This is a genomic window from Streptomyces sp. NPDC003943, assembly GCF_053605265.1.
In genome coordinates this window covers 93,757-111,377 of record NZ_JBSGIW010000004.1, presented here as the reverse complement: position 1 = coordinate 111,377, position 17,621 = coordinate 93,757, and the positions used below count along the sequence as shown (strand labels likewise).

At 70.1% G+C, this 17,621-nt stretch carries 15 protein-coding genes; 1 reads left to right on the top strand and 14 read right to left on the bottom strand.

The window, feature by feature from the left end; genetic code table 11:
* Window positions 1-58 precede the first annotated feature (58 nt).
* Genes nuoN through ACWEV0_RS03035 form a run of 14 tightly spaced genes read right to left on the bottom strand, consistent with a single transcriptional unit; the run spans window position 59 to window position 15,894 of the window.
* Complete coding sequence (nuoN, locus tag ACWEV0_RS03100) at window positions 59-1,711, bottom strand: NADH-quinone oxidoreductase subunit NuoN (RefSeq protein ID WP_453145928.1); 1,653 nt, start codon at window positions 1,709-1,711, stop codon at window positions 59-61.
* Window positions 1,708-3,312 (bottom strand): NADH-quinone oxidoreductase subunit M, encoded by a 1,605-nt coding sequence (locus ACWEV0_RS03095; RefSeq protein WP_453145926.1) that lies wholly within the window; start codon window positions 3,310-3,312, stop codon window positions 1,708-1,710. Before ACWEV0_RS03095 ends, nuoN begins: the two co-directional genes overlap by 4 nt.
* A 4-nt stretch (window positions 3,313-3,316) precedes the next feature.
* Entirely contained in the window at window positions 3,317-5,257 is a 1,941-nt protein-coding gene (gene nuoL / locus ACWEV0_RS03090; RefSeq protein ID WP_453145924.1) for an NADH-quinone oxidoreductase subunit L, read from the bottom strand.
* Window positions 5,258-5,267: 10 nt separating this feature from the next.
* Complete coding sequence (gene nuoK, locus ACWEV0_RS03085) at window positions 5,268-5,567, bottom strand: NADH-quinone oxidoreductase subunit NuoK (RefSeq protein ID WP_389204911.1); 300 nt, start codon at window positions 5,565-5,567, stop codon at window positions 5,268-5,270.
* Window positions 5,564-6,409, bottom strand: coding sequence for an NADH-quinone oxidoreductase subunit J (locus ACWEV0_RS03080; protein WP_453145922.1), 846 nt, complete (start codon window positions 6,407-6,409; stop codon window positions 5,564-5,566). The genes nuoK and ACWEV0_RS03080 overlap by 4 nt, the downstream gene beginning before the upstream one ends.
* Window positions 6,406-7,014, bottom strand: a complete 609-nt coding sequence (gene nuoI, locus ACWEV0_RS03075; RefSeq protein ID WP_453145920.1) for an NADH-quinone oxidoreductase subunit NuoI — start codon at window positions 7,012-7,014, stop codon at window positions 6,406-6,408. Before nuoI ends, ACWEV0_RS03080 begins: the two co-directional genes overlap by 4 nt.
* On the bottom strand, window positions 6,989-8,317 hold the full coding sequence (gene nuoH / locus ACWEV0_RS03070; RefSeq protein ID WP_453146015.1) for an NADH-quinone oxidoreductase subunit NuoH: 1,329 nt from the start codon (window positions 8,315-8,317) through the stop codon (window positions 6,989-6,991). The genes nuoI and nuoH overlap by 26 nt, the downstream gene beginning before the upstream one ends.
* Window positions 8,318-8,346: 29 nt before the next feature.
* A complete protein-coding gene (locus ACWEV0_RS03065) occupies window positions 8,347-10,830 on the bottom strand; it encodes an NADH-quinone oxidoreductase subunit G (protein ID WP_453145918.1) in 2,484 nt (827 codons plus the stop codon).
* The gene (nuoF, locus tag ACWEV0_RS03060; RefSeq protein WP_453146014.1) at window positions 10,827-12,176 is read right to left on the bottom strand and encodes an NADH-quinone oxidoreductase subunit NuoF; all 1,350 of its coding nucleotides are present in this window, start codon (window positions 12,174-12,176) and stop codon (window positions 10,827-10,829) included. Before nuoF ends, ACWEV0_RS03065 begins: the two co-directional genes overlap by 4 nt.
* The gene (gene nuoE, locus ACWEV0_RS03055) at window positions 12,176-12,916 is read right to left on the bottom strand and encodes an NADH-quinone oxidoreductase subunit NuoE (protein WP_453145917.1); all 741 of its coding nucleotides are present in this window, start codon (window positions 12,914-12,916) and stop codon (window positions 12,176-12,178) included. Before nuoE ends, nuoF begins: the two co-directional genes overlap by 1 nt.
* Window positions 12,913-14,238, bottom strand: coding sequence for an NADH-quinone oxidoreductase subunit D (locus ACWEV0_RS03050; RefSeq protein ID WP_453145915.1), 1,326 nt, complete (start codon window positions 14,236-14,238; stop codon window positions 12,913-12,915). The genes nuoE and ACWEV0_RS03050 overlap by 4 nt, the downstream gene beginning before the upstream one ends.
* Window positions 14,235-14,966: an NADH-quinone oxidoreductase subunit C gene (locus tag ACWEV0_RS03045; RefSeq protein ID WP_453145913.1), complete on the bottom strand. Its 732-nt coding sequence runs from the start codon at window positions 14,964-14,966 to the stop codon at window positions 14,235-14,237. Before ACWEV0_RS03045 ends, ACWEV0_RS03050 begins: the two co-directional genes overlap by 4 nt.
* Window positions 14,963-15,517, bottom strand: a complete 555-nt coding sequence (locus ACWEV0_RS03040; protein WP_053654534.1) for a NuoB/complex I 20 kDa subunit family protein — start codon at window positions 15,515-15,517, stop codon at window positions 14,963-14,965. Before ACWEV0_RS03040 ends, ACWEV0_RS03045 begins: the two co-directional genes overlap by 4 nt.
* A gap of 17 nt (window positions 15,518-15,534) precedes the next feature.
* A complete protein-coding gene (locus ACWEV0_RS03035) occupies window positions 15,535-15,894 on the bottom strand; it encodes an NADH-quinone oxidoreductase subunit A (protein WP_030494815.1) in 360 nt (119 codons plus the stop codon).
* Window positions 15,895-16,556: 662 nt separating this feature from the next.
* Between ACWEV0_RS03035 and ACWEV0_RS03030 the strand changes: the two genes are divergently transcribed.
* Window positions 16,557-17,381, top strand: a complete 825-nt coding sequence (locus tag ACWEV0_RS03030) for a C40 family peptidase (RefSeq protein WP_453145910.1) — start codon at window positions 16,557-16,559, stop codon at window positions 17,379-17,381.
* Window positions 17,382-17,621 lie beyond the last annotated feature (240 nt).

The following is a 17,621-nucleotide window of genomic DNA, read 5'->3' as shown; positions in this document are numbered from 1 at the left end:
AGGGCCCGGGCTCCCACGGGGGGAGGCCGGGCCCTTCGCCGTTTCGATGCCGACGCGGCTACCGCACGAACACTCCCGCCTGGCTCGCCAGGTCCAGGAAGTACTGCGGCGCCACACCGAGCACCAGCGTGACCACCACGCCCGCCGTGATCGCCACCGACGTGAACGCCGACGGCACCGCGACCGTGGGGCCGTCCGCCTTCGGCTCGCTGAAGAACATCAGCACGATCACCCGGATGTAGAAGAACGCGGCGACCGCCGAGGACAGCACACCGATCACGACCAGCACGCCCGCGCCGCCGTCCGCCGCCGCCTTGAAGACCGCGAACTTCCCGGAGAAGCCCGAGGTCAGCGGGATGCCGGCGAAGGCGAGCAGGAACACCGCGAAGACCGCCGCGACGAGCGGCGAACGGCGGCCGAGACCGGCCCACTTGGACAGGTGGGTGGCCTCGCCGCCCGCGTCCCGGACCAGCGTGACGACGGCGAAGGCGCCGATCGTCACGAAGGAGTAGGCCGCCAGGTAGAACAGCACGGACGAGACGCCGCTCGGCGTGGCCGCGATGACACCGGCCAGGATGAAGCCGGCGTGGGCGATCGACGAGTAGGCGAGCAGCCGCTTGATGTCGGTCTGGGTGATGGCGACGATCGCGCCGCCCAGCATGGTGGCGATGGCGACGCCCCACATGACCGGCCGCCAGTCCCAGGTGAGGCCCGGCAGCACCACGTACAGCAGGCGCAGCATCGCGCCGAACGCGGCGACCTTGGTGGCCGCGGCCATGAAGCCGGTGACCGGGGTCGGGGCGCCCTGGTAGACGTCCGGGGTCCACATGTGGAACGGGACGGCGCCGACCTTGAAGAGCAGGCCCATCGTCACCATGGCGAAGCCGATGAGCAGCAGCACGTCGTTGCCCATGGTGCCGGCGAGCGCCGGGTCGATCGCGGTGACGTCGCCGCTGACGACCTCGGCGATCGCGGCGTACGAGACGGAGCCCGCGTAACCGTAGAGCAGCGCGATGCCGAAGAGCAGGAACGCCGAGGAGAAGGCGCCGAGGAGGAAGTACTTGACCGCGGCCTCCTGCGACATCAGCCGCTTGCGGCGGGCGACGGCGCACAGCAGGTAGAGCGGCAGCGAGAAGACCTCCAGGGCGATGAAGAGCGTCAGGAGGTCGTTGGCGGCCGGGAAGACCAGCATGCCGGAGACCGCGAACAGGACCAGCGGGAAGACCTCGGTGGTGGTGAAGCCGGCCTTGACGGCGGCCTGCTCCTGCTCGCTGCCGGGGACGGCGGCGGCCTCGGCGGCGAAGGAGTCGACCTTGTGGCCGTGCCGGGCCGGGTCGAGCCGGCGCTCGGCGAAGGTGAACACCGAGACGATCGCGGCGAGCAGGATCACGCCCTGGAGGAACAGGGCGGGTCCGTCGACGGCGACGGCGCCCATGGCCGCGATGTGGGCCTTGGTGGAGCCGTAGCCGCCCGCGGCGAGGCCGACGACCGCCGCGAAGGCGGCGGCGAGGGCGAGGACGCTCAGGAACACCTGGGTGTAGTGGCGGCCCCTGCGCGGCACGAACGCCTCGACGAGGACACTGATGACGGCCGCGCCCAGCACGATGAGCACGGGCGAGAGCTGGGTGTACTCGATGTGGGGTGCCGGGATCTTGTCGACCGGCCCGGCGGCCGCCGACGTCCACAGGCTGTGGACAGCCATGGAACTCACTTGGCCGCCTCCAGGTTCTGAGTAGGCACTTCGGGGCTCGGGTCCTTCTGCTGGACATCGGACATGGTGTGCTGGACCGCCGGGTTGACGACGTCCGTCAGCGGCTTCGGGAAGACGCCGAGGAAGATCAGTACGGCGATCAGCGGGGCGACCACCGCCAGCTCGCGCGCCCGCAGGTCGGGCAGCTTGCGGACCTCCTCCTTCACCGGGCCCGTCATCGTCCGCTGGTAGAGGACGAGGACGTACAGCGCGGCGAGGACGATGCCGGTGGTCGCGATGATGCCGGCCACCGGGTAGCGCTCGAAGGTGCCGACGAGGACCAGGAACTCGCTGACGAACGGGGCGAGTCCGGGCAGCGACAGGGTCGCGAGGCCGCCGATCAGGAAGGTGCCGGCGAGCACCGGGGCGACCTTCTGCACACCGCCGTAGTCACCGATGAGCCGCGAGCCGCGCCGGGAGATCAGGAAGCCGGCGACGAGCATCAGCGCGGCCGTCGAGACGCCGTGGTTGACCATGTAGAGCGTGGCGCCGGACTGGCCCTGGGTGGTCATCGCGAAGATGCCCATGATGATGAAGCCGAAGTGCGAGATCGACGCGTAGGCGACCAGGCGCTTCATGTCCCGCTGGCCGACGGCGAGCAGCGCCCCGTACACGATGCTGATCAGGGCGAGGACGACGATCGCGGGCGTGGCCCACTTCGACGCCTCGGGGAAGAGCCCGAGGCAGAAGCGGAGCATCGCGAAGGTGCCGACCTTGTCGACGACGGCGGTGATGAGGACGGCGACCGGGGCGGTGGCCTCCCCCATCGCGTTCGGCAGCCAGGTGTGCAGCGGCCACAGCGGCGCCTTCACCGCGAAGGCGAAGAAGAAGCCGAGGAAGAGCAGCCGCTCGGTGCTGGTCGCCATGTCGAGCGAGCCACTGGCCCGGGCCGCCGCGATCTCCGGCAGGGAGAAGTTGCCGGCGACGACGTACAGCCCGATGACCGCGGCCAGCATGATCAGGCCGCCGACCAGGTTGTAGAGCAGGAACTTGACGGCCGCGTACGAGCGCTGGGCCGCCGCGTTCTCCTCGGTGCCGCTGTGGGCGTGGTCGCCGAAGCCGCCGATGAGGAAGTACATCGGGATCAGCATGGCTTCGAACAGCACGTAGAAGAGGAAGACGTCGGTGGCCTCGAAGGAGAGCACCACCATCGCCTCGACCATGAGGATCAGAGCGAAGAAGCCCTGGGTGGGCCGCCACCGCTTGGAGGCGGTCTCCAGCGGGTCGGCGTCGTGCCAGCCGGCCAGGATGACGAACGGGATGAGCAGCGCGGTGAGCGCGATCAGCGCCACCCCGATGCCGTCCACGCCCAGCTCGTACCGGACCCCGAAGTCCTTGATCCAGGCGTGGGACTCGACGAGCTGGTAGCGGTCGCCGCCGGGCTCCAACCGTACGAAGATCACGGCGGCGAGCACGAGCGTGGCGAGCGAGACGAGCAGCGCGAGCCACTTGGCGGCGGTGCGGCGGGCGGCGGGCACGGCGGCGGTGAGCACGGCGCCCACCGCGGGGACCGCCGCCGTCACCGTAAGGAGCGGGAAGCCCGCATTGACCACTTGGGACATTCGATTACACCGCCCTCATCAGCAGGGTCGCGGCGATGATCACGGCGGCGCCTCCGAACATGGAGACCGCGTACGACCGTGCGTAGCCGTTCTGGATCTTGCGCAGTCGGCCGGAGAGGCCGCCGACCGAGGCCGCGGTGCCGTTGACCACGCCGTCCACGAGGCTGTGGTCGACGTAGACCAGGGAGCGGGTCAGGTGGGTGCCGCCGCGGACGAAGACGACGTGGTTGAAGTCGTCCTGGAGCAGGTCGCGGCGGGCGGCCCGGGTGAGCAGCGAGCCGCGCGGGGCCACCACCGGCACGGGGCGGCGCCCGTACTGGAGGTAGGCGAGGCCGACGCCGAGGACCATGACCGCGACGGTGGCGGTGGTGATGGCGGCCGCGCCGATCGGCGGGTGGCCCTCCTCGAAGCCGGTGACCGGCTCCAGCCACTTCACGAAGCGGTCGCCGATACCGAAGAAGGCTCCCGCGAAGACCGAGCCGAAGGCGAGCAGGACCATCGGGATCGTCATGGACTTCGGCGACTCGTGCGGGTGCGGCAGCTGCCCCTCGGCGTGCTCGGCGGCCGGTTCGGCGCTGGGCACCTTGTCGGCGTCCGGCGCGGGCTGCCAGCGCTTCTCACCGAAGAAGGTCATGATCATCACGCGGGTCATGTAGTACGCGGTGATGGCCGCGCCGAGCAGGGCGGCCGAGCCGAGGATCCAGCCCTCGGTGCCGCCCTGGGCGAAGGCCGCCTCGATGATCTTGTCCTTGGAGAAGAAGCCGGACAGGCCCGGGAAGCCGATGATGGCGAGGTAGCCGAGGCCGAAGGTGACGAAGGTGACCGGCATGTACTTCCGCAGGCCGCCGTAGTGGCGCATGTCGACCTCGTCGTTCATGCCGTGCATGACCGAGCCGGCGCCGAGGAACAGCCCGGCCTTGAAGAAGCCGTGGGTCACCAGGTGCATGATCGCGAAGGCGTAGCCGATCGGGCCGAGGCCGGCCGCGAGGATCATGTAGCCGATCTGCGACATCGTCGAGCCGGCCAGCGCCTTCTTGATGTCGTCCTTCGCGCAACCGACGATCGCACCGAAGAGGAGCGTGACGGCGCCGACGATGGTGACGGCGAGCCGCGCGTCCGGGGCCGCGTTGAAGATGTCGGCGGAGCGGACGATCAGGTAGACGCCGGCGGTCACCATGGTGGCGGCGTGGATGAGGGCCGAGACCGGGGTCGGGCCCTCCATCGCGTCCCCGAGCCAGGACTGCAGCGGCACCTGGGCCGACTTGCCGCAGGCCGCGAGGAGCAGCATCAGCCCGATCGCGGTCAGCTTGCCCTCGCTCGCCTCGCCCGCCGACGCCAGGACCGGCCCGAAGGCGAAGGTCCCGAAGGTGGTGAACATCAGCATGACCGCGATCGACAGGCCCATGTCGCCGACCCGGTTGACGATGAACGCCTTCTTGGCGGCGGTGGCCGCGCTGGGCTTGTGCTGCCAGAAGCCGATCAGGAGGTACGAGGCGAGGCCGACGCCCTCCCAGCCGAAGTACAGCAGCAGGTAGTTGTCGGCGAGGACGAGCAGCAGCATCGCCGCGACGAACAGGTTGAGGTAGCCGAAGAAGCGGCGGCGCCGCTCGTCGTGCTCCATGTACCCGATCGAGTAGACGTGGATCAGCGTGCCGACGCCCGTGATGAGCAGGACGAAGGTCATCGACAGCTGGTCGAGCTGGAAGGCCATGTCGGCCTTGAAGCCGCCGACCTGGATCCAGGTGAACAGCTTCTGGTGCAGGGTCCGGTCGTCGGCGCTCCTGGAGAGCATGTCGGCGAACAGGACCAGGCCGATCACGAAGGACGCGCCGGCGAGCAGGGTGCCGAGCCAGTGCCCGGTCTTGTCGAGCCGCCGCCCGCCGCACAGCAGGACGGCAGCTCCGAGCAGGGGCGCCGCGATCAGCAGCGCAATGAGGTTGTCCACGGTCAGCCCCTCACAGCTTCATCAGGCTGGCGTCGTCGACCGAGGCCGAGTGACGGGCACGGAAGACGGACACGATGATCGCGAGTCCGACGACGACCTCCGCGGCGGCGACGACCATCGTGAAGAAGGCGATGATCTGGCCGTCGAGGTTGCCGTGCATGCGGGAGAAGGTGACGAACGCGAGGTTGCAGGCGTTGAGCATCAGCTCGACGCACATGAAGAGCACGATCGCGTTCCGTCGGATGAGCACCCCGATCGCGCCGATGGTGAACAGCAGGGCGGCGAGATACAGGTAGTTGACGGGGTTCACCGCGTGGCCTCCTCTCCGTCACGGATGTCCCGGACCGCGTCCCGGTCGCGGCCCAGGCGCTCCTCGGAGCGCCGCTCCAGGGCCTTGAGGTCCGCCAGCGCCTCCTGCGACACGTCCCGGATCTGGCCGCGCTTGCGCAGCGTCGAGATCACGGTGAGGTCGGCCGGGGTGCCGTCGGGCAGCAGGCCGGCGATGTCCACCGCGTTGTGCCGGGCGTAGACGCCGGGCGCGGGCAGCGGCGGCAGGTGCTTGCCCTCGCGCACGCGCTGCTCGGACAGCTCGCGCTGGGTGCGGGCGCGCTCGGTGCGCTCGCGGTGGGTGAGCACCATGGCGCCGACCGCGGCGGTGATGAGCAGGGCGCCGGTGATCTCGAAGGCGAAGACGTACTTGGTGAAGAGGAGGGCGGCGAGGCCCTCCACGTTTCCGCCGTGGGCCGTGTTGGCCGCGCCGAGCCCGTCGAACTCCTTCAGGGAGGCGTGGGCGAGGCCGGCGACCAGCAGGATGCCGAAGCCGAGCCCGCAGGCGGCGGCCCACCAGCGCTGTCCCTTGATGGTCTCCTTCAGCGAGTCGGCGGCGGTGACGCCGACCAGCATGACGACGAAGAGGAACAGCATCATGATGGCGCCGGTGTAGACGATGATCTGGACGATGCCCAGGAAGTAGGCGCCGTTGGCGAGGTAGAACACCGCCAGGATGATCATGGTGCCGGCGAGGCAGAGCGCCGCGTGGACGGCCCTCCTCATCAGGATCGTGCCCAGCGCGCCGAGGACGGCGACGGTGCCGAGCACCCAGAACTGGAACGCCTCACCCGTGGACGTCGTGTAGGCGGCGAGCGCGCTCATGCGTCCACCTCCTCCGGCGCTGCGTCGTCGGCGGCCTTCTCCCCCTTGGAGACGGCGACCTGACGGACCGTGCCGGGCGCGGCCTCGGTGACGGAGCCGCGGTAGTAGTCCTGCTCGTCCGTGCCCGGGTAGATGGCGTGCGGGGTGTCGACCATGCCCTCGGTGAGCCCCGCGAGCAGCTGCTCCTTGGTGTAGATCAGGTTCTCGCGGGAGGAGTCGGCCAGCTCGAACTCGTTGGTCATCGTCAGCGCGCGGGTGGGGCACGCCTCGATGCACAGGCCGCACAGGATGCAGCGGGCGTAGTTGATCTGGTACACCCGCCCGTACCGCTCGCCCGGCGAGTAGCGCTCCTCGTCGGTGTTGTCCGCGCCCTCCACGTAGATGGCGTCGGCGGGGCAGGCCCAGGCGCACAGTTCGCAGCCGACGCACTTCTCCAGACCGTCGGGGTGACGGTTGAGCTGGTGCCGGCCGTGGAAGCGGGGCGCCGTCGTCTTCTGCTGCTCCGGGTACTGCTCGGTCAGCCGCTTCTTGAACATGGCCTTGAAGGTCACGCCGAAGCCGGCCACCGGATTCTGGAAATCAGACACCGTCCGTCTCCTTTCCATCACTCGCAGTAGCAGTATCGGGGCCACCACTGACAATCAGCTCCCGCTCGCTGCGGGGCCGACGCCGCGGTACGGGCGGCAGGGACTGTCCGGGCATGGGCGGTACGGGGAAGCCGCCGGCCATCGGGTCGAACGGGGCCGGGGCGGGCGCCTTCGCGGCCTCGCCCTTCGCCTTCCTGTCGCGGAAGACGTCCACGACGAAGGAGAGCAGCAGCACCGTGAGGACGGCCCCGGCCACGTACAGCACGATCGTCTGGAAGTCGTAGTTCTCGTTGCGCAGCGCCCGGACGGTGGCGACCAGCATCAGCCACACCACGGAGACCGGGATGAGCACCTTCCAGCCCAGCTTCATCAGCTGGTCGTAGCGGACGCGGGGCAGCGTGCCGCGCAGCCAGATGAAGAAGAACAGCAGCAGCTGGACCTTGATGATGAACCAGAGCATCGGCCACCAGCCGTGGTTGGCGCCCTCCCAGAAGCCGGAGATCGGCCACGGGGCGCGCCAGCCGCCCAGGAAGAGGGTGGTGGAGACGGCCGAGACGGTCACCATGTTCACGTACTCGGCGAGCATGAACAGCGCGAACTTGATCGACGAGTACTCGGTGTTGAAGCCGCCGACCAGGTCGCCCTCGGACTCCGGCATGTCGAAGGGGGCGCGGTTGGTCTCGCCGACCATCGTCACGACGTAGATGAGGAAGGAGACCGGGAGCAGCACGATGTACCAGCGGTCGGCCTGCGCCTCCACGATCGCCGAGGTCGACATCGACCCGGAGTAGAGGAAGACGGAGGCGAAGGCGGCGCCCATGGCGATCTCGTACGAGATCATCTGCGCGGCCGAGCGCAGTCCGCCGAGCAGCGGGTACGTGGAGCCGGACGACCAGCCGGCGAGGACGATGCCGTAGATGCCGACGGAGGCGACCGCGAGGATGTAGAGCATCGCGATCGGCAGGTCGGTGAGCTGCATCGTGGTGCGCTGGCCGAAGATCGACACCTCGTCGTCGGCCGGGCCGAACGGGATGACGGCGATGGCCATGAACGCCGGGATGGCGGCGACGACCGGGGCGAGGACGTAGACCGCCTTGTCGGCCCGCTTGACGATCACGTCCTCCTTGAGCATCAGCTTGACGCCGTCCGCGAGGGACTGGAGGAGGCCCCAGGGGCCGTGCCGGTTGGGGCCGACGCGCAGCTGCATCCAGGCGACGACCTTGCGCTCCCACACGATGGCGAGGAGCACGGTCACCATGAGGAACGCGAAGCAGAAGACGGCCTTGACCGCGACGAGCCACCAGGGGTCCGTGCCGAACATGGACAGGTCTTCCGCGGCGAGCAGCGTGTTCACGCCTCCACCACCTCCTTCGAGGTCGCCGGGCCGATGCGGACCAGGTCGCCGGGGCGGGCGCCGGTGTCGGTCAGGACGCCGTGGCCCGCGGAGTTCAGCGGGAGCCAGACCACCCGGTCGGGCATCTCGGTGACGGCCAGCGGGAAGGCCACCGAACCGGCAGGGCCGGTGACTTCGAGGAGGTCGCCGTCCTTGACGCCGGTGGCCTGCGCGGTGTCGGCGGAGAGCCGGGCGACGGCGGCGTGCCGGGTGCCGGCCAGGGCCGTGTCGCCCTCCTGGAGGCGGCCCAGGTCGAGCAGGAGGCGGTGTCCGGCGAGGACGGCCTCGCCGTCGCCGGGGCGGGCGGCGGCCTGGCCGGGCTCGGCGGGCTCGGTGGCCCGCTCGCCGGTCCAGCCGGCCAGCCGGTCCAGCTCGCGCCGGATCGACCGCAGGTCGGGCAGCCCCAGGTGCACGTCCATCGCGTCGGCCAGCATGTGCAGCACGCGGGCGTCGGTCGGCGGCAGCGGCCGGGTCATGTGCTCCGGCTTCAGCGCCGCCTCGAAGAGCCGGGCACGGCCCTCCCAGTTCAGGAAGGTGCCGGGCTTCTCGGCGACCGCCGCGACCGGCAGGACCACGTCGGCCCGCTCGGTGACCGCGCCGGGGCGCAGCTCCAGGGAGACGACGAAGGCCGCGTCGAGCGCCTCGCGGGCGCGGGCCGGGTCCGGCAGGTCGTCGACGTCGACGCCCGCGACGACGAGGGCGGCGAGTTCGCCGGTGGCGGCGGCCTCGACGATCTGGCCGGTGTCGCGGCCGTAGCCGTGCGGCAGTTCGCGTACGCCCCAGACGCCGGCGACCTCCTCGCGGGCGCGGGGATCGGTCGCGGGCCGCCCGCCGGGCAGCAGCGCCGGGATGGCGCCCGCCTCGACGGCGCCGCGCTCACCGGCCCGGCGCGGGATCCACACCAGCTTCGCGCCGGTGGCGGTCGCGGCCCGGACGGCGGCGGTCAGCGCGCTGGGCACCCCGGCGAGCCGCTCGCCGACGGCGATGACGGCGCCGTCCCGGCGCAGCGCCTCGGCGGCGGCGGTCCCGTCCGGCGAGAGCCCGACGCGGGAGGTGAGGGCGTCCAGCCACTCGGTCTCGGTGCCGGGCGCGGCGGGCAGCAGCGTGCCGCCGGCCTTCTCCAGGCCACGGGTGGCGTGGGACGCGACCGCGTAGGTCCGCTGCCCCTTCTTCCGCCACGCCTTGCGCAGCCGCAGGAAGACGCCGGGTGCTTCCTCCTCGGCCTCCAGGCCGACGAGCAGCACCACCGGGGCGGCTTCGAGCGAGGTGTAGGTGAGGCCCGTGCCGTCCAGGTCACGGCCACGCCCCGCGACGACGGAGGCCAGGAAGTCGGCCTCCTCGCCCGAGTGGATCCGGGCCCGGAAGTCGACGTCGTTGGTGTCGAGGGCGACCCGGGCGAACTTGGCGTACGCGTAGGAGTCCTCGACCGTCAGCCGGCCGCCGGTCAGCACGCCGGTGCGCCCGCGCACGAGCCCGCGTGCCGCCGCCTCCAGCGCCTCCGGCCAGGACGCCGTCTCCAGGACGCCGGTCTCGGGATCGCGCACGAGCGGCGTGGTCAGCCGGTCGCGCTGCTGCGCGTACCGGAAGCCGAACCGGCCCTTGTCGCAGACCCACTCCTCGTTGACCTCGGGGTCCTCGGCGGCGAGCCGGCGCATGACCTTGCCGCGCCGGTGGTCGGTGCGGGTCGCGCAGCCGCCGGCGCAGTGCTCGCACACGCTCGGCGACGACACCAGGTCGAAGGGCCGGGAGCGGAAGCGGTACGCGGCCGAGGTCAGCGCGCCGACCGGGCAGATCTGGATGGTGTTGCCGGAGAAGTACGACTCGAAGGGGTCGCTGTTGCCGAGGCCGACCTGCTGGAGCGCGCCGCGCTCGATCAGCTCGATCATCGGGTCGCCGGCGATCTGCTGCGAGAAGCGGGTGCAGCGCGCGCACAGCACGCACCGCTCGCGGTCGAGGAGCACCTGCGTGGAGAGCGGGATCGGCTTCTCGTACGTCCGCTTCTTCCCGTCGAAGCGGGACTCGGCCTGGCCGTGCGACATGGCCTGGTTCTGCAGCGGGCACTCGCCGCCCTTGTCGCAGACCGGGCAGTCCAGCGGGTGGTTGATGAGCAGCAGCTCCATCACACCGTGCTGGGCCTTCTCGGCGACCGGCGAGGTGAGCTGCGACCTGACCACCATGCCGTCGGTGCAGGTGATGGTGCAGGACGCCATCGGCTTGCGCTGGCCCTCGACCTCGACGATGCACTGGCGGCAGGCGCCGGCCGGGTCGAGGAGCGGGTGGTCGCAGAAGCGGGGGATCTCGATGCCGAGCTGCTCGGCGGCGCGGATCACCAGGGTCCCCTTGGGGACGGAGATCTCGATGCCGTCGATGGTCAGCGTGACGAGATCCTCCGGCGGCACCGCCGCACCTCCCCCTCCGGGGGCGGACGTGGTGACGGTCATGCGTTCACCTCCCGGTGCTTGTCCGCCCAGGCGGTCGACTTGGCGGGGTCGAAGGGGCAGCCCTTGCCCGTGATGTGCTGCTCGTACTCCTCGCGGAAGTACTTCAGCGAGGAGAAGATCGGCGAGGCGGCGCCGTCGCCGAGGGCGCAGAACGACTTGCCGTTGATGTTGTCGGCGATGTCGTTCAGCTTGTCGAGGTCGGACATGACGCCCTTGCCGGCCTCGATGTCGCGGAGCAACTGGACCAGCCAGTAGGTGCCCTCGCGGCACGGGGTGCACTTGCCGCAGGACTCGTGGGCGTAGAACTCGGTCCAGCGGGTCACCGCCCGCACCACGCACGTCGTCTCGTCGAAGCACTGCAGCGCCTTGGTGCCGAGCATGGAGCCGGCGGCGCCGACGCCCTCGTAGTCGAGCGGGACGTCGAGGTGCTCGGCGGTGAACATCGGCGTCGAGGAGCCGCCCGGGGTCCAGAACTTCAGCCGGTGGCCGGGCCGCATCCCTCCGCTCATGTCGAGGAGCTGGCGCAGGGTGATGCCGAGCGGGGCCTCGTACTGGCCGGGCGAGGCGACGTGGCCGCTGAGCGAGTAGAGCGTGAAGCCCGGGGACTTCTCGGTGCCCATCGACGTGAACCAGTCCTTGCCGCGGTTCAGGATCGCCGGAACCGACGCGATGGACTCGACGTTGTTCACGACAGTGGGGCACGCGTACAGACCGGCGACCGCGGGGAAGGGGGGACGCAGCCGGGGCTGGCCGCGGCGTCCTTCCAGCGAGTCGAGCAGCGCGGTCTCCTCGCCGCAGATGTACGCCCCGGCGCCGGCGTGCACGGTGAGTTCGACGTCGAGCCCGCTGCCCTGGATGTTCCGGCCGAGGTAACCCGCCTCGTACGCCTCCCGCACGGCCTCGTGCAGGCGGCGCAGGACGGGCACGACCTCGCCGCGCAGATAGATGAAGGCGTGGCTGGACCGGATCGCGTAGCAGGCGATCACGATGCCCTCGATGAGGGAGTGCGGGTTGGCGAAGAGGAGGGGGATGTCCTTGCAGGTGCCGGGCTCGGACTCGTCGGCGTTGACGACGAGGTAGTGCGGCTTGCCGTCGCCCTGCGGGATGAACTGCCACTTCATCCCGGTGGGGAAGCCGGCGCCGCCACGGCCGCGCAGGCCCGAGTCCTTCACGTACGCGATGAGGTCGTCGGGGGACATCGCGAGGGCCTTGCGCAGGCCCTCGTAGCCGTCGTGCCGGCGGTAGGTCTCCAGGGTCCAGGCGTCGGGCTGGTCCCAGAAGGCCGACAGGACGGGTGAGAGCAGCTTCTCCGGGCTGCTGTTGTTGATCTCGGCCGCCAAGGTCATCACGCTCCCTCCCCACTGGCTGCCTCGCCGCGCGGGTGGACGATTCGGGTGGGCTGGGTCTCGCCCTTGGCCAGGCGCAGACCGACGAGCGATGCGGGTCCCGCGGCGCCGGACGCCTCGACGGCGCCCTCGCGCTCGTCGGGGAAGCCGGCCAGGATCCGGGCGGTCTCCTTGAAGGTGCACAGGGGAGCGCCGCGGGTGGGCGAGACGGGGCGGCCGGCCCTCAGGTCGTCGACGAGCCGCTTGGCCGACTCGGGCGTCTGGTTGTCGAAGAACTCCCAGTTGACCATCACGACGGGCGCGTAGTCGCAGGCCGCGTTGCACTCGATGTGTTCGAGGGTGACCTTGCCGTCGGGGGTCGTCTCGTTGTTGCCGACGGCGAGGTGCTCCTTGAGCTCCTCGAAGATGGCGTCGCCGCCCATGACCGCGCACAGGGTGTTGGTGCAGACGCCGACCTGGTAGTCGCCGGACGGCTTGCGCCGGTACATGGTGTAGAAGGTGGCGACGGCGGTGACCTCGGCGGTGGTGAGGTCCAGCAGGTCGGCGCAGAACCGCATGCCGGTGCGGGTCACGTGGCCCTCCTCCGCCTGCACGAGGTGCAGCATCGGCAGGAGCGCGGAGCGGGAGTCGGGATAGCGGGCGATGATCGCCCGCGCGTCCTCCTCCAGCCGGGCGCGGACCTCGGCGGGGTAATCGGGCGCGGGGAGCTGGGGCATGCCCAGGCTGACGTTCTCGGTCATCGATCGACGCCTCCCATCACAGGGTCGATGGAGGCGACAGCGACGATGACATCGGCGACCTGGCCGCCCTCGCACATCGCGGCCATGGCCTGGAGGTTGGTGAAGGACGGATCACGGAAGTGGACCCGGTAGGGGCGGGTGCCGCCGTCGGACACGACATGGACGCCGAGTTCGCCCTTGGGCGACTCGACGGCCGCGTAGGCCTGTCCGGCCGGGACCCGGAAGCCCTCGGTGACCAGCTTGAAGTGGTGGATCAGGGCCTCCATGGAGGTGCCCATGATCTTCTTGATGTGGTCGAGGGAGTTGCCGAGGCCGTCGGGGCCGAGGGCGAGCTGGGCGGGCCAGGCGATCTTCTTGTCGCCGACCATGACCGGCCCGGGCTCCAGCCGGTCGAGGCACTGCTCGACGATCCGCAGCGACTGGCGCATCTCCTCCAGGCGGACCAGGAAGCGGCCGTAGGCGTCGCAGCTGTCGGCGGTGGGCACCTCGAACTCGTAGGTCTCGTAGCCGCAGTACGGGTCGGTCTTGCGCAGGTCGTGCGGGAGGCCCGCGGAGCGCAGGATCGGTCCGGTGGCGCCGAGCGCCATGCAGCCGGTGAGGTCGAGGTAGCCGACGTCCTGCATGCGGCCCTTGAAGATGGGGTTGCCGGTGGCGAGCTTGTCGTACTCCGGCAGGTTCTTCCGCATCGTCTTCACGAACTCGCGCACGGCGTCGACGGCGCCGGGCGGGAGGTCCTGGGCGAGGCCGCCGGGCCGGATGTAGGCGTGGTTCATGCGCAGGCCGGTGATCAGCTCGTACAGGTCCAGGATCATCTCGCGGTCCCGGAAGCCGTAGATCATGATCGTGGTGGCGCCGAGCTCCATGCCGCCGGTGGCGATGGCGACCAGGTGCGAGGAGAGCCGGTTGAGCTCCATGAGGAGCACCCGGATGATGCCGGCCCGGTCCGGGATGTCGTCGGTGATGCCGAGGAGCTTCTCCACGGCGAGGCAGTACGCCGTCTCGTTGTAGAACGAGGTGAGGTAGTCCATCCGGGTGACGAAGGTGGTGCCCTGCGTCCAGGTCCGGTACTCGAGGTTCTTCTCGATGCCGGTGTGGAGGTAGCCGATGCCGCAGCGGGCCTCGGTGACGGTCTCGCCGTCGATCTCCAGGATGAGCCGGAGCACGCCGTGGGTGGACGGGTGCTGGGGGCCCATGTTGACGACGATGCGCTCGTCGTCGGCCTTGGCGGCGGACTGGACGACCTCGTCCCAGTCGCCGCCGGTGACCGTGTAGACGGTCCCCTCGGTGGTCTCGCGTGCGTCCGAGGCGTTGGGGCTGGTCACGAGTACGACCTCCGCTGGTCCGGAGCCGGGATCTGGGCGCCCTTGTACTCGACGGCGATGCCGCCGAGCGGGTAGTCCTTGCGCTGCGGGTGGCCCTGCCAGTCGTCCGGCATCATGATCCGGGTGAGGGCGGGGTGGCCGTCGAAGACGATGCCGAAGAAGTCGTACGTCTCGCGCTCGTGCCAGTCGTTGGTCGGGTAGACCGCGACCAGCGACGGGATGCGCGGCTCGGCGTCGGGGGCCGAGACCTCCAGGCGGATCAGCCGGCCGTGGGTGAGCGAGCGCAGGTGGTAGACGGCGTGCAGCTCGCGGCCCTTGTCGCCGGGGTAGTGGACGCCGGAGACGCCCGTACACAGCTCGAAGCGCAGGGCGGGGTCGTCGCGCAGGGTGCGGGCGACCCGGACGAGGTGTTCGCGCGCGATGTGGAAGGTGAGTTCGCCGCGGTCGACGACCGTCTTCTCGATCGCGTTCTCCGGGACGAGGCCCTGTTCCTCCAGGGCGCCCTCCAGCTCGTCGGCGACCTCGTCGAACCAGCCGCCGTACGGCCTGGTGGCCTCGCCGGGGAGTCTGATCGAGCGGACCAGGCCGCCGTAGCCGGAGGTGTCGCCGCCGCCGTCGGCGCCGAACATGCCGCGCTGGACGCGGACCTCCTCGCCGTGCTCCCCGCGCTGGCCCGGCAGGTTCTGGGCGCTCAGCTCCTTCTCGGGGTTGGGTGTCTCGTCGCTCACCGGAGCAGACCCTTCATCTCAATGGTGGGCAGCGCCTTGAGCGCCGCCTCCTCCGCCTCGCGGGCCGCCTCCTTGGCGTTCACGCCGAGCTTGGAGGTCTGGATCTTCTGGTGGAGCTTGAGGATCGCGTCCATCAGCATCTCGGGGCGGGGCGGGCAGCCCGGCAGGTAGATGTCGACCGGGACGATGTGGTCGACGCCCTGGACGATCGCGTAGTTGTTGAACATTCCGCCCGAGGAGGCGCAGACCCCCATGGAGATGACCCACTTCGGGTTCGGCATCTGGTCGTAGACCTGCCGCAGGACGGGCGCCATCTTCTGGCTGACGCGGCCGGCGACGATCATCAGGTCGGCCTGGCGCGGCGAGCCGCGGAAGACCTCCATGCCGAAGCGGGCCAGGTCGTAGCGGCCGGCGCCGGTCGTCATCATCTCGATGGCGCAGCAGGCGAGGCCGAAGGTCGCGGGAAAGACGGACGCCTTCCGGACCCAGCCCGCGGCCTGCTCGACGGTCGTCAGCAGGAAACCGCTCGGCAGCTTCTCTTCGAGTCCCATGGGTGCTCCTCAGCCCCTCAGTCCCATTCCAGGCCGCCGCGCCGCCACACGTAGGCGTAGGCGACGAAGACGGTGAGCACGAAGAGCAGCATCTCCACGAGCCCGAAAAGCCCCAGGGCGTCGAAGGTGACGGCCCAGGGGTAGAGGAAGACGATCTCGATGTCGAAGACGATGAAGAGCATCGCCGTCAGGTAGTACTTGATCGGGAAGCGACCGCCCCCGGCCGGCGTCGGCGTGGGCTCGATGCCGCATTCGTACGCCTCAAGTTTTGCCCTATTGTACCGCTTTGGCCCGATTAGCGTGGCCATGACCACGGAGAAGATCGCAAACCCGGCTCCCAGGGCACCGAGCACGAGGATGGGCGCGTACGCATTCACGCTCCTCGCTCCTTCCAGTCGTCCTTGACCGTTGGACCGCACCGCCGGGGCCCTGAAAGATCGCCCCCATGTGAGGCAGTTCACAAGCCCGGCTGCCGCGTATCTTAAGCCCGCCCCTCTGTGATCTGCGACACGGGGTACACCAACGACTTTGTGATCTCCACCACCTGACGAAGGATCATGAAGTCGGATGAGCGGTGATCTTGCCACTCGAAGCGCCCAGGTGATCACCAGATGTGACATCCGTACCGGAAATCGCTGGTCGAGAGGGGTGTCGCACTATCAAGAGTTGGGCCCTACAGGCAAATTGGCACTGGAACGCGCACGGGTGATAAGGGAACCGGCCGTCGCCCGGTCGGGGGGTCCGGCGTACCGCGGTGGACGTGTGCACGCATTCACGAGCCAGGATGTGACCTGCGTCACTCGATCCCGGTCGCCGGAAGAACGGGGCTTGGCCATCGACGTGAAGAGGTGGTAAGCGGCGGGCAATTCGGACGTTTCATTGAAAACGCGTGATCAAGAGCCTGTTGGCGCCTGCCCGATTTGCCCGTTACGGCGTCAATAAGGGCGTCAGAGAAGCGGATTAGGTGGTTCCGGACGTAACTGTGGCGCAACCCACGTTTCTTGAAGGGAACCGTGAAGCCCTGATAGCGGTTGTTCTCATGTCCCAGACCGCTCACATACGTAGCCACCGGAAGCCCCGCCAGAGCGCCTCGAAGCTCGCGCTCCGGGCCGGAGTTGCCGGTGGCGTTCTCAGCACCATCGCGGTGGCCGGTGCGGCCGCCCCGGCGAACGCCGAGCCACTGACCGAGAAGACCCTCGAGATGCCCACCCTGGGCTCCCTCGACGCCGATCTCGCCAGCGCCGTCTCCGCCTCCGCCGAGGCGTCCCAGCAGGAGGCCCTGGACCAGGCCCTCGCCTCCCAGGAGGACGCGGCGCTGAAGAAGGCCGCGAAGGACGCCAAGAAGGCCAAGGCGGAGGCCGAGCGCAAGGCCGAGGCCGAGCGCGCCGAGAAGGCCCGCGCCGAGGCCCGCGAGCGCGCCTCCCGTACGGCGACGCGCACCTCGCTCTCCGCGGGCTCCTCGTCGTCGTACAGCTCCATGTCGAGCAGCAGCAGCTCGCAGGTCGCCACCGGCTCCGCCGCCGCGATCGTGGCCTTCGCCAAGGCCCAGATCGGCGACGCCTACGTCTCCGGCGGCACCGGCCCCAACTCCTGGGACTGCTCCGGCCTCGTGCAGGCCGCGTACCGCCAGGCCGGCATCGACCTCCCGCGGGTCTCGTACGACCAGTCGAGCATGGGCACCTCCGTCTCCCTGAGCAACCTCCAGCCGGGCGACATCCTCTACTGGGGCTCCCGCAGCGGCTCGTACCACGTCGCCATCTACGTCGGCGGCGGCAAGTACGTCGGCGCGCAGAACCCGTCCACCGGCGTCGTCGAGCGCGACCTGGACTGGGACCCGCCGTCGGGCGCCGTGCGGATCCTCTGATCGCGCACCCAGTCGTACGAGACGAAGGGCCGTCACTCCTCGGGGGAGCGACGGCCCTTCGCCGTTTCATCCTAAAGAGGGCGCTACTTCCGGTATGCCTCGATGATCCGCGCGTAGCTGCCCCCGCCGTGGCCGGCCTCGAGCGGATCGGGGAGGAGAGCGGTTGGGTTCGGCGGCGAACCTGCGCCGCCACTTCACCCGTGCCGTCGGCGTCTCCCCGGCCGCCTACCGGGCCCGGTT

What these genes read in the sequence shown, in the direction of transcription:
- ACWEV0_RS03095 (WP_453145926.1), bottom strand. Translation starts at nt 3,312, where the DNA reads ATGTCCCAAGTGGTCAATGCGGGCTTCCCGCTCCTTACGGTGACGGCG.
- ACWEV0_RS03080 (WP_453145922.1), bottom strand. Translation starts at nt 6,409, where the DNA reads ATGAGCGCGCTCGCCGCCTACACGACGTCCACGGGTGAGGCGTTCCAG.
- nuoI (WP_453145920.1), bottom strand. Translation starts at nt 7,014, where the DNA reads ATGGAAAGGAGACGGACGGTGTCTGATTTCCAGAATCCGGTGGCCGGC.
- nuoH (WP_453146015.1), bottom strand. Translation starts at nt 8,317, where the DNA reads ATGTTCGGCACGGACCCCTGGTGGCTCGTCGCGGTCAAGGCCGTCTTC.
- ACWEV0_RS03065 (WP_453145918.1), bottom strand. Translation starts at nt 10,830, where the DNA reads ATGACCGTCACCACGTCCGCCCCCGGAGGGGGAGGTGCGGCGGTGCCG.
- nuoF (WP_453146014.1), bottom strand. Translation starts at nt 12,176, where the DNA reads ATGACCTTGGCGGCCGAGATCAACAACAGCAGCCCGGAGAAGCTGCTC.
- nuoE (WP_453145917.1), bottom strand. Translation starts at nt 12,916, where the DNA reads ATGACCGAGAACGTCAGCCTGGGCATGCCCCAGCTCCCCGCGCCCGAT.
- ACWEV0_RS03040 (WP_053654534.1), bottom strand. Translation starts at nt 15,517, where the DNA reads ATGGGACTCGAAGAGAAGCTGCCGAGCGGTTTCCTGCTGACGACCGTC.
- ACWEV0_RS03030 (WP_453145910.1), top strand. Translation starts at nt 16,557, where the DNA reads ATGTCCCAGACCGCTCACATACGTAGCCACCGGAAGCCCCGCCAGAGC.